This is a genomic window from Entomobacter blattae (assembly GCF_014672835.1).
Lineage (GTDB): Bacteria > Pseudomonadota > Alphaproteobacteria > Acetobacterales > Acetobacteraceae > Entomobacter > Entomobacter blattae.
The window spans coordinates 1,626,854-1,649,919 of sequence record NZ_CP060244.1 but is presented as its reverse complement, the minus strand read 5'-3'; the positions used below and the strand labels follow the sequence as shown (position 1 = coordinate 1,649,919).

The following is a 23,066-nucleotide window of genomic DNA, read 5'->3' as shown; positions in this document are numbered from 1 at the left end:
CAAAGGATAATACCATATGCCTTATATCCGCAATGCAACCCTTGCTGATATTCCCTTCATGACCCGTGTTATTAACCACGCCATACTCCATAGTAACGCATTATGGGAAGAAGAGCCGGTAACCGAAAAAAATAGACAAGAGTGGTTAGACCATAAACATCAACAGGGTTTCCCAGTTTTTATCATTCAGAAATCCCCTCATGATCCTGTTGCAGGTTTTGGAACCTACGGGCCTTTCAGACCCCATGCTGGTTATGCCCTCAGTATTGAGCATTCCCTCTATATTGCTACAGATCAGCAAGGAAAAGGATACGGCAAAGCCCTCCTCCAGCATCTCCTTCAAACAGCAACCGTCCAGAATTTCCACATCATGATTGGAGGACTTTCTGCCGATAACACGGCTTCTATAGCGCTCCACAAACAGGCTGGTTTTACAGCTGGCAGCACAATTCCCCAAGCTGGACGAAAATTTGGGCAATTCCTGGATCTGGTCTTTATGTATAAGCTCTTACAAAAATAAAGGCCAGCGGCCTTACCGTCACTCTTTCATAATACTAACTCATAAAACTCATCCCCTTCATATCCGAACCCCAAGAAACCTCCCTTATTCTCCACGAGTATAATCTCTATAAACTCAGCTCTATAGACCAAGAAATTTTTGAAATTCAAACCTTTATATTCAAATCTTTATAACGATATAATCACTCCTGAAGATGTGCCGATACATGCTGTTTATGGCTTGACCAATAGGCCCGTTTTTTAAAGGAAAGGGTTGGCACCCATCTTGCCTTAATATTTGATGCAAGGCGGTAGACTTTCTGAAATAAATTTATCCTCAATATAAGGCCCATCGTCTCGATAGGCCAGAAGACTGGCTCTCAATTTACTCTTATGTGCAAGACCCATAGCCTTTGGAATTCTGGCCATTGATTCCACAGACTATTGGTTCCAGCAATCAATTCTAACAATTAATTTCGGCAATGAATTCTGACAGTTAATTCTGGCAATTAAAATGCAAGGATGGGAAGCAGATGATCTTATACTGCTTCTGCCAAGAAAGCTTCTGGGTGCACTAAAATGAGAAAACACTTCTAAAGAGAAACATGATATGGGCGGCGATGATCTTTTAGATCAGCCTGTTAGAGCTAAAAACCCCTGTTTCTTTTGCCATGTTGTTAAACCTGGTCAGTGCGGCCAATGCCGAGAATGCTGATATTCTCTGGGGATTTCTCAAAAGATACGATCCTACCCTTACGCCAGAAGCCTACCCAGAAGTGAGCTGGTTAATGGAATAAAACAGCCTATCAGAATATTCTCAGCAGAACATTCAAAGAAAATTTTTCTGACAGATTGCTACTCACCAAACCTTTTTAGGCCTTTTCTACCATATTATTTTCTACCATGCTAAAAGCATCTCTTCATAAAAGCATCCCCTTCTTGTCTTGTCCTTCAAAAAACACGCACTTTTACAGTGTAGGGGTTATTTCCATTAAAAAGCGTACTATCCTCCCACAATAAAATTGTAAAACCCAATAGCGCCCATCGGAGGTAGAGTAAGACAAAGTCCAAAATACGTTTACAGGCCGCGGGATCTTTTTGTAGGTTATCTTGAGTGTCTGTTTTGTTTTACAAAAATAGTAAAACTCTTGTAAAAAGAACTCTATACAGAGAATGGCAAAATATTCACTCTAATGTGGGCTTGACAAAAGCGTAGCTGTTTCTATTACCAAGGAAAATTTTCTCTATTAGAGCCTTCTCTATTAATAAGCCTTACAGAGTAGAAAAGGTGTTTTTATTGTTATTACTCGCCTTGAATAGGCCATAACCGGGCCAAATTTTATTAAAAAGCTTACCCTTCCTTATTGATCTCCATATTATAAGGTGCATAAAGATAAGCTTTTTATAATCAGTCGAACCTATTTTTTTTCCAGTTCTACTGTCCATTCTGGAGGGGGTGGAATAGCTAAGACGACCTTTGAGTGAGAAGGAGCAGCATTAAACTTCTGTACTTCCTGGGCCCAATGATAATCTGGCAAGGGTGGAAGAGAAAAAAACTTTATACCGATACCTAAGATGGTAACAGAAAAACAGCCGATATAAAGATACTGAAAGTTTTTGGACTTTATAAGGGCATAAAGGCCAATGGCCACAACCCCAAACAAACACATTTGCGGTATAATGAAATATCTGCCTGCCGCACCAAAAATTCTAAAAAGGGACCATACATCGCTTTGGCTTGCAATAACAGGAGTATAAAGTGCGGCTGCTACAAGCGAAAAAGTAAATGTTATCACACTCAGGAAACGCCAATCTCTGTAAGACAACATCCATAATACAGCCAGAAAAAACACAACCGTTATCCCCACCGCTAAAGACGGATGCTGCCAGGGGAGATCGCTGATGGAATCAGGAACGAAGCCGTTTAAAATACGAGAAGAGATAATTTTGCAGAATTTCTCAAAATTAACACCAAGATCCAGTGAAGCGGCAATGCGAGTTTGCCTTTCCATCACGACACAACTGATCTGAACAAAGCATCCTAACCCAAGACCCAATACTCCAGGCGTAACAGCATAACTTGCTAATTTCTTAATATTATAGAGCCCATACACACCCTCTTTTGCCCAAAACCGTATCAGCAAGGTAGGGAGGATAAACAACGGAGAAGGGCCACTTACGGCAGCAATGAAAGTAATAAAAAAATCATGGACACCCCAGCCTATCCCCTTGGAAGGTTTGGCTATAATAATCAAAAAAGCGTAAAGGGCAAGATACCAATGAGTATTCGTGACGTTGGCGTGCACTTCTGAAATATTTGGCAAAAGAGCAGCGTAAAAAACAGTAAAAACACGAGGGACAATGGGAATATCATCGAACCGTTTCCCCAGAAAGAAGGTCAAGACCAGCACCCGGACAACTAAAGCGATAAGGTTGTAAATAAGGGGAGCATAGAGAAGAGGAAATAATAACGACAAAGAAGCAATAAGCCTGGAAAAGGTCTGAAAATATCCTGTAATCGGAAGAGTAAGGGAATGAAGAATACCGAAATTATACGCATCAGCATACCACACTTTTCCATCCTCTGCCCAGAACTGGGCGTTGGTAAGCAAGTCAGGCCGCCGAGCAATCAGGATAATAAAAAGCAAAATCCCCATACCCAGTATAAAATAGGCCGATGTTTCTCTCTTTTTAACACTATTCTGCTTTTCCATTCCATCTCCCTACAGTAATGATATTTCTATCAAAATACTATGGACTACTCTGTTTCATTATCAACAACGTTACCACCGACCTCATGCAAACCTTATTAAATATTTTTTGTTATAAGTTTTTCTTCACAATAGATAAAGTTATATAAAGAACACAACCTTGCCAACTCATACAGAAACTTTCCCCTTCCGTAAATCCCTTCCAGGTGCTTTATCATACTCATGATATTAAAATTTTATGTTACTTTTCTTTTCAAGGGGCTCACTATTGTTAAAGAAATATCAACAAACTTGTTCCAAAAATTTTACACACCCGACCTTTCTATAGGGCGGCCTAACCCTAGCAGTAGGAACCTGATCTAAACCTTGTAAGAGCAATGGTTTTTGCCAATTCCTAAAACCGTGAATAAAAACTCTTAGTTTAACCTTATAAAATTATAGAGAAATCCCATGGCTACAAGCACGCTTTCCTCCGCCGATAAACTTTCCTCTCTTCGTTCTCTTCTGAAAGAAAGCAATCTGGGGGGGGTTATTATACCTCATGATGATGAATTCATGAATGAGTATACAGCCCCCTATGCCGAAAGACTCAAATGGATTAGTCATTTTAGCGGCAGTGCGGGCCTAGCCATTGTTACACAAACCCATGCTGCCCTCTTCTCAGATGGGCGCTATACCCTTCAGATGAAGCAGCAAGTAGATCCTACCCTTTGGGAAACATTTCATATGACCCAAACGCCTCCCAGTCAATGGCTTAAAACCCTCCTGCCCGCAGAGGCTTTACCGATTGCCTATGACCCATGGCTCATGACAGAACGCGCGCTTAAACCTTTCCAGGATGCTGGCCTTCCCCTCGCCCCCATAGACTATAATCCTATTGACAGGCTATGGAAGGATCAACCAGCTTATCCCCATTCCCAGCTGGTTGTGCATCCCCTCTCTTATGCTGGGGTCAGCAGCGAGAGTAAACGGCAAACATTAGCGCAGACCCTTCAAAACACAAAAACCGATCTTTTGCTTTTAACCGACCCCACCAATATTGCATGGCTGTTAAATATTCGTGGGCATGACATCGCCTATACCCCTATTGCATTGCTCTGTGCCTTATTTTTTCAAGATGGGCATATGGAGGTTTTTACCAACAAAAACGATATTTCGCCCGAAATCAAAGAATGGGTCGGGAAGGATGTCAGTTTTGCCAACCGCTCTTCAATGGCTGATATCCTCACACAACAACACCATAAGGTGGTACAATACGACCCAGCGACTACCTCTGTTGGTTTTCTCTCACTCCTGAGGGCTGCTCAGGCCCAGCTTATTCCCAAACCTGACCCATGCCTGATCCTGAAATCCTGTAAAAACCCCATCGAGCAGGAAGGCGCTCGGCTGGCCCATCTCAAAGATGGGATTGCCCTATGCCGTTTTAATTACTGGCTCCATTTCCTCTCATCCGAGCAACTTGAACAGCAAACAGAGATAACAGCTGCTGCCAAACTAGAAACCTTGAGAAAACAAGACAAAACTTACCAGGAAGACAGTTTCCCCGCTATATCAGCGATTGGGCCACAAGGGGCCATTATCCATTATAAAGCCACCAACGAGAGTGCCCATACTCTTTCGACCAACGCCCTTTACTTACTTGATAGTGGGGGCCAATATCTGGAAGGTACAACAGATGTCACCCGTACGTTCTGGTTAGGTAACGAACCCCCTCCCCTCGAAATAACCATGATGTATACTTTGGTATTAAAGGGGCATATTGCCTTAGCCAGCGCACATTTTCCAAAGGGTTGCACAGGGTCTCAACTTGATAGCCTAGCCCGTATGTTTTTATGGCGCCACCATGCTGACTATGACCACGGCACAGGCCATGGAGTAGGCAGCTATCTCTCTGTCCATGAAGGCCCCCCACGCATTTCTTCTGTCCCATCTATCCCCTTACAAGCAGGGATGATCCTTTCTAATGAGCCAGGCTATTATCAAGAAGGGCAATATGGTATCCGCCTTGAAAACCTTATCCTGGTTCAAGAAGTGCCCGATACTCCCCAACGTCCTTTTTTAATGTTTGAAACGCTAACCCTTGTCCCCTTCGACAGAAGGCTCATTAACCCCACCCTTCTTACAGCGCCAGAAGTAGAGTGGCTTAACACCTATCATTCGCGCATTTTTCAGACTATTTCCCCTCAGTTAACCCCGCAAGAGCAGGACTGGCTTAGAGTAGCCTGCGAACCTATAACTCTATCATGATCATCCTTTCAATAGTTCTTATTCCGCCTATCCTCAACGCAGAAAATCTTAGCTTCCTATAACTTCAAAACCGTCATAGATAGAAAGATTATAGAGAAAAATGACCGCCTGTATTCTTGCCTTTTCGTTTTTCATGCCTTAAAAAATTAAAACCTTTAAGGAGAAAACCCAGCATGAGCCTTGAACAGATCCCCGCCACACTTATTCCTGGAGATGGCATTGGCCCAGAAATTATGGACTCTGTCACAGCTGTCCTCACAGCGGCCCAAGCCCCCTTTGTATGGGAATCCCATAAAGCAGGCCTCGCAGGCATTGAGGAGTATGACACACCTCTTCCCCAAAACACTCTTGAGAGCATCCGTAAAACCGGTTTGGCTCTTAAAGGCCCATTGACCACGCCTGTTGGTGGGGGCTTTAAATCCATCAATGTCACACTCAGGCAGGAATTTGGCCTTTACGCTAATGTGCGCCCGGTAAAAACCCTTATTCCTGAAGGCAGGTTTTCTGATATCGACCTTGTGGTGGTTAGAGAGAATCTAGAAGGGTTTTATGCGGCCCAAGAGCACTACCTGCCTGCTGACGGCTATAAAGAAGGCATAGCAACCTGTACTGGCTATACAACCCGCTTGGAAAGCCAACGTATTGTAAAATTTGCTTTTGACTACGCTATGGCCAATGGCCGTAAAAAAGTTACCATTGTGCATAAGGCCAACATTCTTAAAAAACTCTCTGGCCTTTTTCTAGAAGAAGCCAGAAAAGTCGCCAAAACCTACGCAGGAAAAGTGGATTTTGATGAACGTATTGTTGATGCCTGCGCCATGCAGCTTGTTATCAACCCTTGGAATTACGATGTGATTGTCACCACCAACCTGTTTGGCGATATCCTCTCTGACCTTGCCTCAGGCCTCGTTGGTGGTCTTGGGTTAGCACCTGGTTCCAATATCGGAACTGACGCTGCCATTTTCGAAGCGGTTCACGGTTCAGCGCCCGACATTGCAGGAAAAAATACCGCAAACCCTCTTGCCCTTCTTATGGCAGCAACCCTTATGCTACGCCATGTGAAGCACGAAAACACCGCAAAACGGATCGAAATAGCCATAGAACGGGTTATCAAGGATAGAAAAGCCCTGACCCCTGATATTGGGGGAACTGCCAGCACACGTGATATGGAACAAGCCCTTATCCATTTTTTAGACTAAATGATTTTCTATTGTCTTAAAAAACACCTTCACAAACTCAACAAATCTCCTCTCACCTTTTAAGATTACGTACAATAATGGATTGTTGAAAACATATTGGCAGAACATGACGATACGGTTGAGCAATATAAGAATGAAGAAGATAAGGTGTTTGGTTTTTTTGTTGGTCAGGGATGGGGAAAGATCACAATATGCTGTTCCTCATAGAAACCAGCAGGTAGACTGCTTATAATATATTAAGAAGATAGGCCACTTTACGCTTTCAGGATTGTATTTTTATCCCAGACAAGACTAGTAAGATAAGGTAAACCTTTCTATGTTTCATTATTAAGTTAATTTTTATCCATTTTGTAGCGGAGAATTTTATATGTCTAAAAAATGTGGCTGTATTATAAGAACTGTTGTAACATTGGCCTATGCTGGCTGTGGAGCTGCCAAACTTGCTGGGCAAGCCAGCTTGCGAGAAAAGTTTTTTAACTGGGGCTGGAAAACCAAAGATATGAAAATTATGGGGGCGGCCGAAGTGGCTGGCGCTGCACTCCTTACGCTTAAACCCACCCGTAAACTGGGTTGCCTGATATTAGGAGCGGCTAGCATTTGCAAAATAATCGCTAGCCTTACGCATAGCAGCCCTAAAGATGCCCTGCCTGACAGTATTGGTCTTATTGGCCTTTTGTGCATCTTCTTCAAAAAAAAGAAAAATTACACCTCCCACCCCTCCGCCTAATAAACTCTTATTATTTTCTCTGATCTCAATAGAATTCATCTATTTATTATCAAAAAAATATTACTTCTCATTTTTATTCAATAATACGCCCCCTACCCTGCCTTTTTTGGCGATAGGGGGGTTGCTTTCAGTCTGATGAAAAAAGCTCCCAAAGCCGACCTTAACAGCGATTTTAGCTCGTAAAGCCTTACTACTAAATCAGTGCCTATACTATAAGTGCCTGATACTAGTCAGTGCCTAATACTAACTAGTAAGTACCTGACGCTTTTTCTTCACCTGGGACACCCAATGGGTCTTCCTTAACATTTTGATCGAGTTTATCGTCTACTTTACTTCGTATCAGATGGGCCCTGGCTTCTCCTTTAATGTTCTCAATCGTGTGTAAGTTAATATAAACCTTGTCTTGCTTTAGGTAATTTTCCATTGCTGGGGAAATTGTTACAACCCTATGCATGCCTGTTTCATAGGGAGGAGCAATTGTTAAAATGGCGGGAGCATCTTTCCCCTCCTCAGCAGGACCATGAAAATGCGCTACAGTAATGTGCCCTGATAACCCCTGATAGGCAATTGTAAAACTCAAGCGATGGGTAACCGTATTGAGCACCGCTGTTACCATACCACTTGGCACCACAGCATTGCCTAGACGGGATTTCTTATGCACGCCTTTTTCCGCAAAAAGATGCCCTCCAAAACTGATTATCTCAGCTGAAGCTTTAGAAGAATAAACCAAGCTCGTAACAAGCAAAAATGCAGATATGGGAACCCCTAGCGATGCGAAGCCCCGTGTTTTGTTATAACTCCTACGACAGAGCATAAAATGTCCTTTTTTATTTAAAATACTAACGAATATCTTTAGCCTACCTCAATAGGCCACACGAACTGGCACTTTAACCATCTGGCGTAATCGGTCTTTCCCCTAATATAATAAGATAGGCTATTATGCTTGTTAAACAACATTATTCCCAAACATAAAACAGTAGAAGAGATAAAACAGCAGAAACAAAATAGGCCTGGGCCCTTCCCGTACCAAAAAGCGCCTGAATATTTTAGCCCTCTTCACGCCCCCGCTTTACGATTTATAACGCTGCATTATAATTATAGGTTTTCAGCGCTTGGTTTCTGATGTAATAAAAAGGGTATTCGTCTATTGTCCTGTCTCTTAACGCTTCTTTGTGGTCTTTTGCCTCACGATCTTTGCCCCAACATCCAGCTTGCTTGACGTATGAAAACTTTACCGCCAGACCCGCCGCCCCACTCCCAGACTAGAAAAACCCGGGAAGCTACTGCTCTAAGGGAAAACCTTCTGAAAAGAAAACAACAGACACGAGACCGCACCCCTGCGTCTACGTCTTCTTCTCCACTCCAGAAAAATGATCAACACCCTATTAATCGCCATAAAGATACACTAACAAACCCTTAAAAACTCTGCCCTTCCTTTTTTATCCCTACAAGTGTGAGCTCTGGAAAGCGCCTAAATCACAAGGAGATGCAAATGTCTATCATGCCCGATACATGGATTCGAACCATGGCACAAGACCACGCGATGATAGAGCCTTTCGTAGAGCGCCAAAAACGTGACGGTGTTATTTCTTACGGGCTTTCCTCCTACGGATATGATGCACGGGTGGCAGACGAGTTCAAAATTTTCACTGATGTTGATAATGCCTTGGTAGATCCCAAGAATTTCCAGACAGAAAGCTTCGTTACTCGCAAAGGATCCACCTGCATTATTCCCCCCAACAGCTTTGCCTTGGCCCGTACTGTAGAATATTTTCGTATTCCGCGGGATACTCTGGTCATATGCCTTGGAAAATCCACCTATGCCCGCTGCGGCATTATTGTTAATGTTACCCCCCTTGAGCCAGAATGGGAAGGCCAGGTAACAATTGAAATTAGTAACACAACCCCTTTGCCAGCCCGCATTTATGCCAATGAGGGCATATGCCAATTTCTGTTCTTTCAAGGTGCTAGCCCGTGCGAAACGAGCTATGCTGACCGGGCAGGAAAATATATGCACCAACAAGGTGTGGCAGGCCCACGTCTCTAGGGAATTTGGCTCTAGGGAATTTTAAATCCTCTCTTTCACTCTCTTTCCAACACAATTCTACAGGCTTGGTAAATCTATGGATCGTTTTCTTATTCGTGGCGGCCGCCCCCTTAAAGGCCAGATTGAAATTGGGGGAGCAAAAAATGCGACCTTACCAATTATGGCAGCCGGTTTGCTGACATCAGAAAAACTCGTTCTTAAAAACGTTCCGAAAATTACCGACATCCAAACCATGTGCAGCCTCCTGGCCCAACATGGCATTACCGTAGAGAAAGACCATAATCATCCCCATACTCTGACCCTGGGGGGAGAAATTACCAACACAGAAGCCCCTTATGACATTGTTGCCAAAATGCGTGCTTCCATCTTGGTTTTGGGCCCTCTACTTGCCCGTGTGGGTAAGGCGCGAGTCTCCTTACCAGGAGGATGTGCCATCGGCACCCGCCCTGTGGATCTCCATCTGAAAGGCCTGGAGGCCCTAGGTGCTAAAATTAACCTTGATAATGGCTATGTGGATGCCCAGGCCCCTAAAGGGTTAAAGGGCGAGCGTATTGTCATGCCTTTTGTTTCGGTAGGGGCAACCGAAAACCTGGTTATGGCAGCAACGCTGGCCAAAGGTGTAACTGAAATTGTCAATGCAGCCCGTGAACCAGAAATTGAAGACCTTATTGAATGCCTCATAAAAATGGGGGCCAAAATTAAAGGGATCGGCACCGATCATCTCCTCATCGAAGGGGTAGACCAACTTCATAAAGCCACGCATAGTATTATTCCAGATCGGATAGAATGTGGTACTTACGCTTGTGCTGCCGGTATTACAGGGGGGAACCTCAAACTTGTGGGGGGCAAGCTGGAACATCTGGGCAGTGTGGCCCGTCTGCTGGAAGAAGCTGGGGTCGAAATTACGCAGGAAAAAGATGGCATACGGGCCCAGCGCACCGGAGCCCTTCGCGGGGTCGATATTATGACAGAACCTTACCCTGGCTTTCCTACCGATATGCAGGCCCAGTTTATGGCTCTTCTCAGTGTTGCCGAAGGCGCTGCAATGATTACAGAATCCATTTTTGAAAACCGTTTCATGCATGTGCCAGAACTTAACCGTATGGGTGCGCGAATTAACGTACATGGATCATCGGCTATTATCCGCGGTGTGCACTCCCTTTCTGCAGCGCCTGTCATGGCCACAGATCTACGGGCTTCTTTTTCTCTCATTCTTGCAGGCCTTGCTGCCAACGGAGAAACTGTTCTAAGCCGGATTTACCATCTTGATAGAGGCTATGAGGCTGTAGAAAAAAAACTCAGCCATTGTGGCGCTCAAATTGAACGTATTCACTCATAATTCTTGAAAAATAAGAATAACTGGTTAATAATTTTTCCCCTATCTGCATGGACTGTTCTTATCGTCATGAGCCACTAACAATGCTGTATTATCGAACCTTTTGGAGGAGATAAACCCACTATACCTTACTGCCCTGCATTTTCTAGTGGTTCGGTTTTTTAAACTGTTTTCCCTTTCTGGTGCCTAAAAACCTTAACGATCTTCATCCCTTATCCCAATACTGTTTTTTAATCCTTATGGCCCATTCCCACACTCCTCCTTCTTCTCCCCTGCAGCACCCAACACCCTTTTCTGATAAGGCAAGCCCTACCTGCCCGTTGGTTATTGCTCTTCCCAAGGGACGCATTCTCAAGGCCAGCTTGCCCTTGCTGGAACGGGCCAATATCATCCCTGATCCGGAATGCCTTGACGAGAATAGCCGTAAGCTTCGCTTTTCGACCAATCATGATACGATTGAAGTCATTCGCGTGCGTTCTTTTGATGTGGCAACGTTTGTTGCCTATGGTGCCGCACAAATTGGCATTTGCGGTGCTGATGTGCTGATGGAATTTGATTATCCGGAAATTTATGCCCCGCTAGACCTTAAAATTGGGGCCTGTCGCATCTGTATTGCTGAACCAACTCAAGAGGCCAATCATGACGATCCTAGTCGATGGTCACAAATCAGGGTAGCTAGCAAGTATCCGAACATCACCAAAAAATACTTTGCAGCCCAAGGGGTTCAGGCCGATATTGTACACCTCCACGGAGCTATGGAGCTTGCCCCCACACTGGGCCTTTCACGCTTCATTGTCGATCTTGTTGATACAGGGTCTACCCTTAAAGCCAATGGCCTCAAAGAGATTAAGGAAATTGCTCATATCACCAGCAGGCTTATTGTTAATCGCACAGCACTGAAAACCCAACCGCAAAAAATCAATCTCATTATTCAGCATTTCCAAAACGCCCTTGCCGAAGGTTCGACAACATTATGAAGCAGCTTTCTACCAATGATACAAACTTTACGCAGGCCTTCGCCGCTATATTGAGCCAGCGGGAAAACAACACCTCCTCCGTTAGTGAGCAAGTCCGGGAGATCCTTACAGAAATCCGCCACAAGGGCGATACAGCCCTGTTTGCCTATACCCAGCAGTTTGACAAAGTGGCTATTTCAGAAACCACTCTTCGCGTAAAAGATACAGAAATTCTGGACGCATGGAATTCTCTCTCCTCCTCCCTACGGGAAGCCCTTATCCTAGCAGCCCAACGTATTGAAAGTTTCCATAAAACCCAAATCCCCGAGAATATAAAATATACCGATCAGGCTGGGGTCTTACTGGGGATGAAATGGCTCCCCCTTGATGCAGTTGGTCTTTATGTACCCGGTGGCAAGGCGGCCTACCCTTCTTCGGTGCTAATGAATGCCATTCCTGCTAAGGTTGCCGGGGTAAAACGTATGGCCATGTGTGTGCCAACACCTGCAGGACAGCTCAATCCCCTCGTGTTAGCTGCAGCCAAACAGGCAGGTGTGACTGAAATTTACCGCGTTGGTGGTGCTCAAGCTATAGGAGCCATGGCCTATGGCACAAAAAGCATTGCCCCAGTTGACCGTATTGTAGGCCCAGGCAATGCCTATGTGGCTGAAGCAAAGCGTCAGGTTTTTGGTTACGTAGGGATTGATAGCATTGCAGGCCCTTCAGAAGTGGTCATTATTGCCGATGCCCAAAACTCTCCCCAACATATTGCCATGGATCTTCTTGCGCAGGCTGAGCACGATGAAATGGCCCAATCTATTCTTATGACCGATGATGAATCGTTTGCCAAGCAGGTGATTGAAGAGGTCTATAAAACCCTGATAGATTTGCCACGAGCAGCTATTGCCAAAACCAGTTGGGAAAACCATGGTGCTGTTATTATTGTTAAAAACTGGCAAGAGGCACTAGAGCTCGTCAACCAGATTGCTCCTGAACATCTTGAGTTGATGGTCGAGCACCCAAAAACCCTTTTTGAAGGTGTTCGCCATGCTGGCTCTGTCTTTATGGGGCACCTCTGCCCTGAAGCCATCGGTGATTACGTTGCGGGGCCCAATCATGTCCTTCCGACCAACCGCACAGCACGCTTTGCCTCTGGACTATCAGTTTTTGACTTCCTCAAGCGTACAACTTTTATGGAGACCTCGGCAAACAGTTTACGCCGTATTGGGCCAGCAGGTGTTACCCTTGCCGAGGCCGAAGGCCTTCATGCTCACGCCGCCAGTATAGCCCTTCGCTTAAAGGATCTGGATCCTCTTCCATAAAAGCCTAATCTAAAAAGCTTGACCTAAAAAGCAAGAAACTTTACTTATTCAGCCCAGAGAATTACTTTCTCGGTATAAGGTCAGCAACCTTTGCCGATTCTATTGGCTTTGTTTTGTTTAATTCAACTTTGTTTTGTTTAATCTAAAAGGATACGAATGTCTAAAGAAGACATGATAGAATTCAGTGGCACAGTTACTGAACTTCTTCCCAATGCCATGTTCCGGGTGACGCTGGATAATGACCACGTAATTTTAGCCCATACAAGTGGTAAAATGCGCAAGAATCGCATTCGGGTGCTTGCGGGGGATCGGGTAAATGTAGAAATGACTCCTTATGACCTAACCAAGGGGCGTATTACTTTCCGCTTTAAATAGGTTTATTTTAAGGATTCCTCCTATTTCCTCCCTTTTCAATACCCAGGCAGGCTCTTTAGAAAAAACCTTCCCTGAAGAGGGTTCTGTACCTCTGCTACAAAGAAAAAAAGCTTTCTTTGTACTGGCCTCTTCTTCACCAAGGCGGCTAGAACTCTTAGCCCAGATTGGCCTTACCCCTGATTTGCTCCTTTCTCCTAACATCGATGAAGCTTTGCATCCCCATGAACTGCCAAGAGTCTATTGCCAAAGGGTTGCTCATCTTAAAGCTTTGGCCTGCTTAAGCCAAGCAGCAGGCCAAGCCCCCCCTGAAAGCCTTCTTCTCGCTGCTGATACCGTTATCTGCACTGCCCGGCGTCTATTTCCGAAAACAGAAGATCCTCAACAAGCGCGTTCTTATCTTGAATATTTGTCAGGGCGCAGGCATCGGGCCATTACCACTGTTGCCCTTTATAAATTTTTGCCAGCCCATTCCTCCTCCGTGCCTCCCAAGGCTCTAGCCAGCCGCACAGTGCAAACTGTTGTTAGCTTTAACCGCCTTTCGAAAACACAAATTGCTCATTATCTCAGTACGGAAGAGTGGAAAAATAAAGCAGGGGGCTATGCCATCCAGGGTTATGCCGCAAGCTTTGTAAAATTTATCTCTGGAAGCTATAGCAACGTTGTAGGGCTTCCCCTTTTTGAAACAGCACAACTCTTTCGTGGGCAAGGATGGCTCCCATAAGGCTTTCTATCTATATAGACTGCTCACCAGGCAGAATACTGGCAGGTGCCTTAATGGGTACAGACTTGCAGGACTTTGCCTATTATTCACCCCTCACTCCAGACGGATTAGGCAATCAATATATAGGGCGCATTACACAATATGTCCCCACCCTGAAAGGGGCTTTTGTTGATATCGGCGAAAAAGAATGTGGCTTTCTTGCTGATGAAAAAGACAAAACCTTCAATCAGGAAGGGGAATTTGTGCATGTGCAAATTGTAAAAAGCGCACAAAATGGTAAAGGACCGCGCCTACGCCCCCAAGCTTTTCATACTTCTCCTTCAGAGCGCTCTATACAGCTTATTCAGTATGGGGCTACCCCTATCGACACCCTGATTGCACGCTATCCAGACGCACCCCTCTATATTAATAGCTTGCAATATTTGCATATACTCCCCACCAATCGGCAGAGCCACTGTCATGTTTTGTCCTCTTCTCACAAAAATCCCTTACAAGACCAGATAGAAGATCTCCTCTCTCCTATTATTTCCCTTCCGAATGGAATGACAGCAAGCTTTAGCCCCACACCTGCGGCTATTGTTATCGATATGGACACTGCCCAGGCAACTCAAAGCCACCATACAAAGCTTTCTGCTCAATATGCATTAAATCAGCAAGCTCTCCCCCTCATTATGCGCCATATCCAACTAAGGAATCTCTCAGGGGCTATCCTTATTGATCTTGCAGGCCTACCCCAACGCAAGCGAAAAACCTTTGCTCATATGCTCACAACCCTTACAAATCTTGATCCTCTCAAACCTAAATTCTTGGGATTCTCAGCGTTAGGATTTGCAGAAATCCTTCGCCCACGCTTACGCCCTCCCCTACATGAGCTATTTTCCCTTCCTTATGGCCAAACTTTGGAATGCTTGTGCCAAATTTGGAAGCAACATACCCATTTTCCTCCCTCAACCCTATTGACTATTGAATGTGGAAAACTTTTATTAACACTGATGACCGATCATCCAGAGCTTTCGGAAGAATTCTATAGATTTAGTGGATACAGACTTTCTTTTGTTCTTTCTCCCGCTTTAACTGGTTTTCAATGGAAAAGTGCCACCTTATGAGCTCAAAATCTAGCACCTCTCAAGCCGTCTGTCCCATTTGCCATAAGCCAACCATAGATCAATTCCGACCATTTTGCTCTGCCCACTGCTCACATATTGACCTTGGAAAGTGGCTGAATGGGCAATATGCTCTTCCCGATAAAGAGTCAGACCCTGAGAATGAAAAAATATTATTAGAAAATCACAAAACACGGCTTGATCAAAACGACAGTATAGGGTAAAGCCTTTGGTTACGAAGAAAGGTTATTGAAATACCCTTCTTGCCCAAGTAGCTCAGTTGGTAGAGCATGCGACTGAAAATCGCAGTGTCGGTGGTTCGATCCCGCCCTTGGGCACCATTAATTTTTTTATTTCAATGGTTTATGTGATCATTTGGTGTAGTTGGGTGTAAGCACAATTACGTTATCGCTCTATTTTAGCAAACCGTTCCTTCTCCCCTTAAAAAACAAAAACAAATAAGAAAAACCTTACTGTTGTAGTCTGGCCACCCACCTCTCTCCCAAAAAAGCATATTCCCACTCCTGAAGAGCTGGCCTTGCAGCGCAGGCTGGAAAGTGGGTTTGGGGGGTCTATTGGTTCTGGTAGTGATACAGGAAGTGCCGAGAAAAAACCGATGCCTGAACGCAGGTCTGAAGAAAGTTCTGCCTTGAGCAGAAGACTTTCAGGCGATCATCGTGCCCCAGCTCTGGCTTCTGTTATGGCCCATCCACGCTTTATGGTGCCCAAGGGAACAATGATCACCTGTGGGACATTAACAGAGCTCGATACCACTGTAGCAGGGCTGGTCTCGTGCCGGGTCAGCCGGGATGTGTTTTCAGCTGATGGCACAGTCCGTCTGATTGACAAAGGGGCTGTGGTGGATGGGGAGGTCTCTTCTGGTCTTGCTCACGGACAGGAGCGTATCTTTGTCTTGTGGACACGTCTGCGCAATCCTGATGGTGTGGTGGTCAATCTTGATAGCCCCGGCACCAACCGATTGGGCAGTGCTGGCATCGAGGGACAGGTCGATACCCATTTCTTCGACCGCTTTGGCGATGCAATGATGATCAGCCTGTTCTCTGACCTAAGCCAGTCTACTATTGGCACGCTGTCAAATCTCACGCAAAAACACAACACGGCCAATATCTCCACCTCCAATACCCAGCAACAGACCAGCCAGATGGGCAATACTGTGTTGCAGAACACGGTCAATATTCCCCCCACCCTTTATGACCAGCAAGGTGATGTGGTTTCTATCTATGTGGCTCGTGATCTTGACTTTTCCTCGGTTTACTCACTGGCTTATGGAAGTGCCCCATGAGCCAGAACCTAAGTCCGAGTCAGGATCACAGTCAAGAGCTACGTCAGGGCCAATCCCCTACTCCTAGCCCAAACCCAACACCACGGCGCGATTATGCTGCAAGACAGGTGCTCTCCCCTCTGGATCGCTATCTTGGTGATCCAGACATCTTTGAGATCAGGATCAACCGTTTTGGCGAAGTGGTCTGTGACACCACCACAGGCAAGACATTCTTTCCTGATCCTGCCATAACAGAACCCATGCTGCACACTTTGACCAACGCCCTGCTCGCCTTTAATGGCAAGGGCAGAAAGCCCATTAATGATGTGCTGTTGCCTGACGGCACCCGAGGGATCATCTGCTGGCCTCCGGCAACGCTACCGGGCACTGTGCTTCTCTCCTTTCGCAAGCATTTGCCCGTGACCAAAACTCTGGCCCAGCTTGAACAGGAAAAGCGCTTTGCAGGCTTCAGCCACAAAAGGCAAAACCAGAAAGGCGAGCTTTTCCCCTTTGAAATGGAGATGCTTAAACTGCTTGATAAAGGGGATTTGCCAACCTTCTTTACCCTAGCCGTTCAAAACCACCAGAATATTGCAGTCGCCGGGTCCACCGGCTCTGGCAAGTCCACCCTCACCCGTTCCCTGCTTTTGGAAGTCCCTTCCCATGAGCGTCTTATCATCCTCGAAGATATTCATGAGATCACCGCCCCCAATGCGGGAGAAGCAGGCTTCCTGATGTATGAGCAAAAGGGTGACGTGGGTCGGATTACCGTTAGTGAAGCCCTGCGTGCCTGCACAAGACTGACACCCGATCGGATCATCATGGCCGAGCTGCGCGATGAAGCGGCATGGGATTATCTGGCCGGGGCTAATACGGGTCATCCAGGGGGTATCTTCTCCACCCATGCCGACAGTGCGCTCACAACCTCCTCCCGTATTGCTGATCTCGTCAAGCAGAGTGCGGTGGGCCAGGGTATGGAATTTGAGACCATTCGCAGGAAGATAGAGCAGACCCTTGATGTGGTTGTCTTCATGAAAAACTGGGAAGTCAAAAAAATTCTCTATGACCCCAAAGGCAAGAGGGGCATAACGTCATGAACTGGAACAGGAATACAGTTTATGGAGTATTGTCAGCTTTTATCATTATTTTAAGCCTTTACCCTTATTGGCCAAGACTCAAACAGGCTTTTGAAACCACTCCTGCCCCCATTACCCTTGTGCAGGATCAGGCTGCCTCCCCCTCTCCTCATCCCCCTTCATCTGCAAACTCCCCTGTCCTTCCTGCGCCTACCCTACAGGCGGGCTTCTCACCCGAAGGCAGCGCTGAAGCACTCGTACTTTCTGTCATCAACAATGCCCAGTCCTCGTTGCGGATTATGGCCTATTCCTTTACCGCACCCAACATCACCACGGCCCTGATCAATGCCAAAGCGTGCGGAGTGGATGTCAGGATGGTGGTTGACGAAAAGGGCAACAGGGATCGCTACAGTACCAAAGCCCTTACCGCACTCAAAGAAGCAGGCATTCTCATCCGCACGGATAGCGATTTTGCCATCCAGCACGACAAGGTCATCATCGCTGATGAAGAAACCGTAGAAACTACCCCTTCAACTACACACAGTCTGCCGAAAGGCGTAACAGCGAGAACGCCCTCGTCATCTCCCATTCCCCACAACTCGCAAAAAACTACCTCACTCACTGGCAAAATAGATGGAATAGGGGGAAAATTATTGATGAGAATATTACACCAACAAATTATCTAGATACCCGGTTTTTTACTTTACATAAAGTTTCTTATGAGTAATTAATTTTGTAATTATATTATTAAAAATTGGAGGTTTTATGATTTTTCAGAAGCCTGAAATATAATATTAGATAATATATTTATCAAAATAGAAATCCCTAACGATCCACATAACATAAATTTAAAATTAGAAGGACTATCAATAACTAACTCTATAAAAATAAAACCAGCCCTATTTATAATTGAACAATTAGAAAAAGATAAACAACTACACACTGATAACATTCTCATTGAAAGCTCATCAGGTAATATAAATATATAAAGAGGCTTTATGGAACTTCTATCTATACTCCCCTTGATAATATGTGCTGTTTCTATTGTCGTATTTAGACAATCAGCCATATTAGGTGCTGGGTATGGAATTTTAACAGCATGTATTCTTTTTTATCTTGCTGCTGATATTTTTCCTATTTCAGCACATGTATGCTTCTCCATAGTCATAAAATCTCTAATCCTTACCTGTAGTGCTGCCATTGTTATCATTCCTGGTTTGTATTTTAACGCTATTCTCAAAGAACAAGACATTATCAAAAATATCCAACAATGGATAGAAGCCCTACCCTTTGCCAAAGAACATAAGGTTTTTCTGCTGTTATTTGGTCTTCTTCCCGCCGTTGAGTCTTTAACAGGATTTGGTGTTTCTCTATTCCTGTCTATTCCAATATTTTTTCATATGTTTCCTTCTTTCAAGGCTTACCGACTGGCCATGCTCGGTATGAATATTATGCCGTGGGGTACACTTGCTCTTGCTACTATAGTTGGTGCAACTTTATCCGATACCACTATCCCCAATCTTGGATGGCAAACCGCTTTAATCAGCGCACCAGTTTTCCCTATTTTATCATTAGCAGCTCTTTACACCATGGGAAAACCATCTCAAAATTTGAAAAATAGTGTAACAGGCTTATTGTTAGCTTCTTTACTTTCCTGTGCGTTAATATTTTTTAATAAACTCAATCTAGTAGAAGTTGCGGGAGTTATGGCAGGTCTTAGTGTATGCCTAATTGGTGCATCACTATTACCTCGAACCTTTAACCTTTCATTAATGGAAGACAAAAGAACGGTCTATAAAGCTTTTACTCCTTATGGGCTTATTTTAGTTCTTATCCTGCTCGAACGTTTTATCCCAGGCTTATATGATTTTTTAGGTAAACTTTTAGTTTTACACTACGGAAATATCTCTTTTAAAGTTTTAACGAGCCCTGGAATTATTCTTTGCATTGTGGCTATTGCTCTCTTTATTGGTCATACTGTACCCTTACCTCATAAAAGAATAATAAAACGCAGCTGGATTGCATGCTTTAGCCTATTTTCTTTCATTCTCCTTTCGCAAACTATGAAAGAAGGCAGCATGATTTCCGTGTTTGCCCAGATACTTAATCATTGGGGAAATACTATCCTCCTTACTTTATCTCCTCTTATCGGTATGAGTAGTGGTTTTATCACTGGCTCCAACCTTGGTGGCAACGCCCTAATGATGAATATGCAAGCTAACATTGGACACCATACCGGGTTATTAAACTCCCTTACTGGCGCTCAAAATAGTGGGGCAGGTCAGGCTGTTTTTACATCCATTCCTATCATTGTTCTTATTATGACCATCGCCAAAGATATACCTCAAGAACAAGAGAGCGTTATTAAAGAATACCAGTTGTTAAGATTTGGATTAGGAGTGGCTTTCTTTATTCTACTGACCCTTATTTTTTCAACATGGATAAGTAAAAATTTTTTATCATAAGTAAAATATTAAACCTCTATAGGATTTCTCTCTTGTTTTTACTTTTTCAACTTCATAAAATCATCATCACTGATGAAGAAACGGTAGAAACTGGCTCGTTTAATTACATCTAGTCCGCCGAATGGCGCAACAGCGAGAACGCCATCCTCATCGCCCATTCCCCCCAACTCGCAAAAACCTACCTCACTCACTGGCAAAATAGATGGAATAGGGGGAAAATTATTGATGAGAATATTACACCAACAAATTATCCTAGATGCTTAATTTTTTACTTTACCATAAGAAATTTACGGCTACATCATCAGGATTATCTTCTTACTTTAAACAATGATAATATTACCTCTAAAGAACATAAATATTCATTCAGAAACAATATCAATCAACAATTGTATGTGAAGATCGAGAGCATCTAAAACAGGTATTGGCAAACGAATATTACGAAATAGCAAAGGTAATTCTGTACAACCTAAAACTATTGCCTGAATTTCTTCTTCTTCATGCATTCTTTGAATAATATGAAGAAACTCTTCTTGAGTTTTTTCTAAAACAACTCCTTGCTCCAACTCATTGGAAATTTTTTCACCAACAAAACATTGTTCATTTTCATTTGGCACCAGAACTTGAATATTTTTATTCAAAAAAGAGGTCTTAAAAAACTCTGATTTCACTGTAAATTTAGTGCCAAGCAGGCCAATTTTTGAATAATTTCTTCTCTCAGCTTCTATACTTGTTGATTCTACAATGCTAATCAAAGGGACAGCTGTAGCAAGCTGCAATTGTTCAAAAACAATATGAGGAGTTACTCCCGTAAGGGCAATAACTTCGGCACCTCCAGCAATGAGGTTGTTAATACCCTCCATTAAGTATTGAATGAGCTTCTCATATTCTTTATTTTCACACAGATCAAGAACCTCAAAGACATTTAGGCTTTCTATAATAATATTAGGGAAAAATTTATGTCCGATTTTACTTTGCAATCCATAAACCAATTTTTGATAATATAAAATTGTCGATTCTGGTCCTATCCCACCAATTAATCCGAGCTTTTTCATATTTATCCTTTCTGTCTCCGCTCAGTCATTATCTTTCCAGCAATACCTCTTACCATTTTCTCTTATAACAAACATATATTTCCAGAATAAAAACATAAGGGTGGTAAACATGTATTTTAGAAATATTTTCACTTGTTCATAGCCCCGTTCGTAAGTCTACCACTATTAAACAGCTCGTATCCAAGCTTAATATCTTCTAAATTCCGTTCAGGAAGAAAATAGAGGAAACTTCTTATAGTTTCCCATAAATAACCCAATAAAAAAGCCCCTCAAAAGAGGGGCCAGAGCAATGCTGATCATGCAATATGGTACACATAGCTATTAATATACATTATCTCCTTTATGGAAGCGTTATCACATCAACCTTTTCAAGGTGGATATGATCACTTTCAAAACTTTCCAGTTTCATAATCCCATTAACCCACGCTTTCATATTGGTCACAATCTCGTCTTTCTTCGAGATATCCTTAACATAAATCGTAAAATAAGCCCTTTTACTACAATCTTTCACACTCTTCGGAAGGTCACATGGGTAGTAAAGAATACCGGCCCCTACCATTTTCCCCTTCTCCGTAAAGGCAGTTAACCCCATTTCCTGAGCTAAGTGATGCCTGAAACCGTCCCTGTAATAAAAATCCCCTTTCCTTTGGGCATTTTCATTAATACCTGACATGGTAAAGACCTCCAAAAACTGGTCAATCAACGTACCATTCTCATACAGGTAGCTGTAACGATGCCTAGCAAGCTTACCAAAAAAGGCCGTGCCCCTTTTCTGTAAATCAGAAGTCTGAATAACCTTTTCTTCACAGGACAGGCCTGTAGAACAGAGGATGCTTGGCGGGTCCGCCCCAAACCCTTGCACGAGGCAGGGCTACAAGGCCAAAAGATGCCCAAAGAACAAGTGCTCCAAAATGGTTTTTCCGCATTTTTACCCCTTATTTTAACCGATCAGCTTTCAAATACCCTGCCTTAATATCCGCTTCTATCAATTTCGCTTCATCCTCTCTTCTACTTTTATAAGCATCGTGAAAATTACGTAATTCATCCACAACATCCTGCCAACTGCCAGAGGCGATGAGAACGGTATACCCCGGCGTTACATTTACACCTGGACCATACTGGTAGCGCAGATCAACAATAGCCGTTTTGGTATTATAGGGAAGGTCTTCAAACCGCAATGTTGAATCAGGATTAATTGCCTGCACAGTGGCATTAAAATTCTCTGCCGTGGTTTTTTCCCGGTAAACATAAGAAATACCCAATGCTTCCTCCTGAGTTAAATCTAATGGATGTTCTGCTACATACCTGGCAGCTACGCTCCCTTTCATACCCGTATAAGGCACAAGCTTGTGAGCCAGGGCAGGGTCAACCCCATCCTTGATCAAGGACTGCTCCGACCTCCCACCAAGATCCGCACTGATAACGATTTTGTCATCCAGCACGACGAAGTCATCATCGCTGATGAAGAAACCGTAGAAACCGGCTCGTTTAATTACACCCAGCCCGCCGAAAGTCGTAATAACGAAAACGCCCTCGTCATCACCCATTCCCCTCAACTCGCAAAAACCTACCTCACTCATTGGCAAAACAGATGGAATAGGGGAAGGGATTAATGGCGGCTATCCAGCATTTCGATTGAAAGTTAAAATTACACTGGTTTCAGGCAAACAAAATACTATATATATTGTAGTTTATTAAAAATAATTCTATATATTGATTTTAGAAGGGAACAATTAAAAATGGCGACAAATCCACCAACAGGTGACAATCATCGCAAGGGTGCTGTAAAAGGCAGAAGCCAAGTGCACAATCCAGCAAATAACACCTGGGTTAAACGCGACTCAGAAACTGGTCAATTTATGGATGTTAAATCTGATAAGGCTCCTTTTAAAGGTGTTAGAAAAGAAAAACCATAAACCATACTCAGAAATACAACACAGGCCGCAAAA

At 43.8% G+C, this 23,066-nt stretch carries 25 protein-coding genes and 1 tRNA gene; 21 read left to right on the top strand and 5 right to left on the bottom strand.

Annotated features, from left to right (window positions below; genetic code table 11):
- Positions 1-16: 16 nt before the first annotated feature.
- Positions 17-520 carry a GNAT family N-acetyltransferase gene (locus JGUZn3_RS07295; RefSeq protein WP_203412910.1) on the top strand — a complete coding sequence of 168 codons (504 nt, stop codon included), beginning with the start codon at positions 17-19 and terminating at the stop codon, positions 518-520.
- Between the two features lie 649 nt (positions 521-1,169).
- Positions 1,170-1,295 carry a hypothetical protein gene (locus JGUZn3_RS12670; protein WP_275402835.1) on the top strand — a complete coding sequence of 42 codons (126 nt, stop codon included), beginning with the start codon at positions 1,170-1,172 and terminating at the stop codon, positions 1,293-1,295.
- 621 nt (positions 1,296-1,916) lie between these two features.
- Here the strand turns inward: JGUZn3_RS12670 and JGUZn3_RS07290 are convergent.
- Positions 1,917-3,212: a hypothetical protein gene (locus JGUZn3_RS07290; RefSeq protein WP_203412909.1), complete on the bottom strand. Its 1,296-nt coding sequence runs from the start codon at positions 3,210-3,212 to the stop codon at positions 1,917-1,919.
- A 447-nt stretch (positions 3,213-3,659) separates the two neighbouring features.
- On the opposite strand from JGUZn3_RS07290, the gene JGUZn3_RS07285 reads away from it, so the two are divergent.
- From JGUZn3_RS07285 to JGUZn3_RS07270, 4 genes are all read left to right on the top strand, one after another.
- Positions 3,660-5,456 (top strand): aminopeptidase family protein P, encoded by a 1,797-nt coding sequence (locus tag JGUZn3_RS07285; RefSeq protein WP_203412908.1) that lies wholly within the window; start codon positions 3,660-3,662, stop codon positions 5,454-5,456.
- 173 nt (positions 5,457-5,629) lie between these two features.
- The gene (locus JGUZn3_RS07280) at positions 5,630-6,655 is read left to right on the top strand and encodes an isocitrate/isopropylmalate dehydrogenase family protein (RefSeq protein ID WP_203412907.1); all 1,026 of its coding nucleotides are present in this window, start codon (positions 5,630-5,632) and stop codon (positions 6,653-6,655) included.
- Between the two features lie 81 nt (positions 6,656-6,736).
- Positions 6,737-6,862: a hypothetical protein gene (locus tag JGUZn3_RS12950; protein WP_408871772.1), complete on the top strand. Its 126-nt coding sequence runs from the start codon at positions 6,737-6,739 to the stop codon at positions 6,860-6,862.
- Positions 6,863-7,022: 160 nt separating this feature from the next.
- A complete protein-coding gene (locus tag JGUZn3_RS07270; RefSeq protein WP_203412905.1) occupies positions 7,023-7,382 on the top strand; it encodes a DoxX family protein in 360 nt (119 codons plus the stop codon).
- 247 nt (positions 7,383-7,629) lie between these two features.
- On the opposite strand, the gene JGUZn3_RS07265 is transcribed toward JGUZn3_RS07270, so the two are convergent.
- Complete coding sequence (locus JGUZn3_RS07265) at positions 7,630-8,043, bottom strand: CHRD domain-containing protein (RefSeq protein WP_203412904.1); 414 nt, start codon at positions 8,041-8,043, stop codon at positions 7,630-7,632.
- 831 nt (positions 8,044-8,874) lie between these two features.
- On the opposite strand from JGUZn3_RS07265, the gene dcd reads away from it, so the two are divergent.
- From dcd to JGUZn3_RS07200, 13 genes are all read left to right on the top strand, one after another.
- The gene (gene dcd, locus JGUZn3_RS07260) at positions 8,875-9,429 is read left to right on the top strand and encodes a dCTP deaminase (RefSeq protein ID WP_203412903.1); all 555 of its coding nucleotides are present in this window, start codon (positions 8,875-8,877) and stop codon (positions 9,427-9,429) included.
- A gap of 76 nt (positions 9,430-9,505) precedes the next feature.
- On the top strand, positions 9,506-10,768 hold the full coding sequence (gene murA, locus JGUZn3_RS07255; RefSeq protein WP_203412902.1) for a UDP-N-acetylglucosamine 1-carboxyvinyltransferase: 1,263 nt from the start codon (positions 9,506-9,508) through the stop codon (positions 10,766-10,768).
- 236 nt (positions 10,769-11,004) lie between these two features.
- Complete coding sequence (hisG, locus tag JGUZn3_RS07250) at positions 11,005-11,742, top strand: ATP phosphoribosyltransferase (protein WP_203412901.1); 738 nt, start codon at positions 11,005-11,007, stop codon at positions 11,740-11,742.
- Positions 11,739-13,043, top strand: a complete 1,305-nt coding sequence (gene hisD, locus JGUZn3_RS07245; RefSeq protein WP_203412900.1) for a histidinol dehydrogenase — start codon at positions 11,739-11,741, stop codon at positions 13,041-13,043. Before hisG ends, hisD begins: the two co-directional genes overlap by 4 nt.
- A 156-nt stretch (positions 13,044-13,199) precedes the next feature.
- Positions 13,200-13,418, top strand: a complete 219-nt coding sequence (infA, locus tag JGUZn3_RS07240; protein ID WP_203412899.1) for a translation initiation factor IF-1 — start codon at positions 13,200-13,202, stop codon at positions 13,416-13,418.
- Between the two features lie 91 nt (positions 13,419-13,509).
- Positions 13,510-14,139 (top strand): Maf family protein, encoded by a 630-nt coding sequence (locus JGUZn3_RS07235; protein ID WP_203414857.1) that lies wholly within the window; start codon positions 13,510-13,512, stop codon positions 14,137-14,139.
- A 53-nt stretch (positions 14,140-14,192) separates the two neighbouring features.
- Entirely contained in the window at positions 14,193-15,245 is a 1,053-nt protein-coding gene (locus JGUZn3_RS07230) for a ribonuclease E/G (protein WP_203412898.1), read from the top strand.
- Positions 15,242-15,466: a DNA gyrase inhibitor YacG gene (locus JGUZn3_RS07225; RefSeq protein WP_203412897.1), complete on the top strand. Its 225-nt coding sequence runs from the start codon at positions 15,242-15,244 to the stop codon at positions 15,464-15,466. The genes JGUZn3_RS07230 and JGUZn3_RS07225 overlap by 4 nt, the downstream gene beginning before the upstream one ends.
- 41 nt (positions 15,467-15,507) lie before the next feature.
- Positions 15,508-15,583: transfer RNA gene (locus JGUZn3_RS07220), tRNA-Phe, on the top strand.
- Positions 15,584-15,780: 197 nt separating this feature from the next.
- The gene (gene virB10 / locus JGUZn3_RS07215) at positions 15,781-16,545 is read left to right on the top strand and encodes a type IV secretion system protein VirB10 (RefSeq protein ID WP_203412896.1); all 765 of its coding nucleotides are present in this window, start codon (positions 15,781-15,783) and stop codon (positions 16,543-16,545) included.
- Positions 16,542-17,621, top strand: a complete 1,080-nt coding sequence (locus tag JGUZn3_RS07210; RefSeq protein WP_203412723.1) for an ATPase, T2SS/T4P/T4SS family — start codon at positions 16,542-16,544, stop codon at positions 17,619-17,621. The genes virB10 and JGUZn3_RS07210 overlap by 4 nt, the downstream gene beginning before the upstream one ends.
- The gene (locus JGUZn3_RS07205) at positions 17,618-18,286 is read left to right on the top strand and encodes a phospholipase D-like domain-containing protein (RefSeq protein WP_203412722.1); all 669 of its coding nucleotides are present in this window, start codon (positions 17,618-17,620) and stop codon (positions 18,284-18,286) included. Before JGUZn3_RS07210 ends, JGUZn3_RS07205 begins: the two co-directional genes overlap by 4 nt.
- Positions 18,287-18,598: 312 nt before the next feature.
- Positions 18,599-20,065 carry an L-lactate permease gene (locus JGUZn3_RS07200; protein ID WP_203412895.1) on the top strand — a complete coding sequence of 489 codons (1,467 nt, stop codon included), beginning with the start codon at positions 18,599-18,601 and terminating at the stop codon, positions 20,063-20,065.
- Positions 20,066-20,424: 359 nt separating this feature from the next.
- Here JGUZn3_RS07200 and JGUZn3_RS07195 read toward each other — a convergent pair whose 3' ends face one another.
- The 3 genes from JGUZn3_RS07195 to JGUZn3_RS07185 all read right to left on the bottom strand — a co-directional run bounded on the left by JGUZn3_RS07195 (position 20,425) and on the right by JGUZn3_RS07185 (position 22,559).
- Positions 20,425-21,117 carry an aspartate/glutamate racemase family protein gene (locus tag JGUZn3_RS07195; protein WP_203412894.1) on the bottom strand — a complete coding sequence of 231 codons (693 nt, stop codon included), beginning with the start codon at positions 21,115-21,117 and terminating at the stop codon, positions 20,425-20,427.
- Between the two features lie 340 nt (positions 21,118-21,457).
- A complete protein-coding gene (locus JGUZn3_RS07190; RefSeq protein WP_203412893.1) occupies positions 21,458-21,979 on the bottom strand; it encodes a hypothetical protein in 522 nt (173 codons plus the stop codon).
- 73 nt (positions 21,980-22,052) lie between these two features.
- The gene (locus tag JGUZn3_RS07185; protein ID WP_456305643.1) at positions 22,053-22,559 is read right to left on the bottom strand and encodes a pesticin C-terminus-like muramidase; all 507 of its coding nucleotides are present in this window, start codon (positions 22,557-22,559) and stop codon (positions 22,053-22,055) included.
- Between JGUZn3_RS07185 and JGUZn3_RS12945 the strand changes: the two genes are divergently transcribed.
- Both JGUZn3_RS12945 and JGUZn3_RS07175 read left to right on the top strand, forming a co-directional pair.
- Positions 22,467-22,730, top strand: a complete 264-nt coding sequence (locus tag JGUZn3_RS12945; RefSeq protein WP_456305642.1) for a phospholipase D-like domain-containing protein — start codon at positions 22,467-22,469, stop codon at positions 22,728-22,730. The genes JGUZn3_RS07185 and JGUZn3_RS12945 overlap by 93 nt on opposite strands.
- A 126-nt stretch (positions 22,731-22,856) precedes the next feature.
- Positions 22,857-23,033 carry a hypothetical protein gene (locus JGUZn3_RS07175; RefSeq protein ID WP_203412890.1) on the top strand — a complete coding sequence of 59 codons (177 nt, stop codon included), beginning with the start codon at positions 22,857-22,859 and terminating at the stop codon, positions 23,031-23,033.
- Positions 23,034-23,066: the final 33 nt, after the last annotated feature.

Bases quoted from the DNA above. Each gene is read 5' to 3' on its own strand.
- JGUZn3_RS07295 (WP_203412910.1), top strand. From the start codon at position 17: ATGCCTTATATCCGCAATGCAACCCTTGCTGATATTCCCTTCATGACC.
- JGUZn3_RS12670 (WP_275402835.1), top strand. From the start codon at position 1,170: ATGTTGTTAAACCTGGTCAGTGCGGCCAATGCCGAGAATGCTGATATT.
- JGUZn3_RS07290 (WP_203412909.1), bottom strand. From the start codon at position 3,212: ATGGAAAAGCAGAATAGTGTTAAAAAGAGAGAAACATCGGCCTATTTT.
- JGUZn3_RS07285 (WP_203412908.1), top strand. From the start codon at position 3,660: ATGGCTACAAGCACGCTTTCCTCCGCCGATAAACTTTCCTCTCTTCGT.
- JGUZn3_RS07280 (WP_203412907.1), top strand. From the start codon at position 5,630: ATGAGCCTTGAACAGATCCCCGCCACACTTATTCCTGGAGATGGCATT.
- JGUZn3_RS07270 (WP_203412905.1), top strand. From the start codon at position 7,023: ATGTCTAAAAAATGTGGCTGTATTATAAGAACTGTTGTAACATTGGCC.
- dcd (WP_203412903.1), top strand. From the start codon at position 8,875: ATGTCTATCATGCCCGATACATGGATTCGAACCATGGCACAAGACCAC.
- murA (WP_203412902.1), top strand. From the start codon at position 9,506: ATGGATCGTTTTCTTATTCGTGGCGGCCGCCCCCTTAAAGGCCAGATT.
- hisG (WP_203412901.1), top strand. From the start codon at position 11,005: ATGGCCCATTCCCACACTCCTCCTTCTTCTCCCCTGCAGCACCCAACA.
- hisD (WP_203412900.1), top strand. From the start codon at position 11,739: ATGAAGCAGCTTTCTACCAATGATACAAACTTTACGCAGGCCTTCGCC.
- infA (WP_203412899.1), top strand. From the start codon at position 13,200: ATGTCTAAAGAAGACATGATAGAATTCAGTGGCACAGTTACTGAACTT.
- JGUZn3_RS07230 (WP_203412898.1), top strand. From the start codon at position 14,193: ATGGGTACAGACTTGCAGGACTTTGCCTATTATTCACCCCTCACTCCA.
- JGUZn3_RS07225 (WP_203412897.1), top strand. From the start codon at position 15,242: ATGAGCTCAAAATCTAGCACCTCTCAAGCCGTCTGTCCCATTTGCCAT.
- JGUZn3_RS07210 (WP_203412723.1), top strand. From the start codon at position 16,542: ATGAGCCAGAACCTAAGTCCGAGTCAGGATCACAGTCAAGAGCTACGT.
- JGUZn3_RS07205 (WP_203412722.1), top strand. From the start codon at position 17,618: ATGAACTGGAACAGGAATACAGTTTATGGAGTATTGTCAGCTTTTATC.
- JGUZn3_RS07200 (WP_203412895.1), top strand. From the start codon at position 18,599: ATGGAACTTCTATCTATACTCCCCTTGATAATATGTGCTGTTTCTATT.
- JGUZn3_RS07195 (WP_203412894.1), bottom strand. From the start codon at position 21,117: ATGAAAAAGCTCGGATTAATTGGTGGGATAGGACCAGAATCGACAATT.
- JGUZn3_RS07175 (WP_203412890.1), top strand. From the start codon at position 22,857: ATGGCGACAAATCCACCAACAGGTGACAATCATCGCAAGGGTGCTGTA.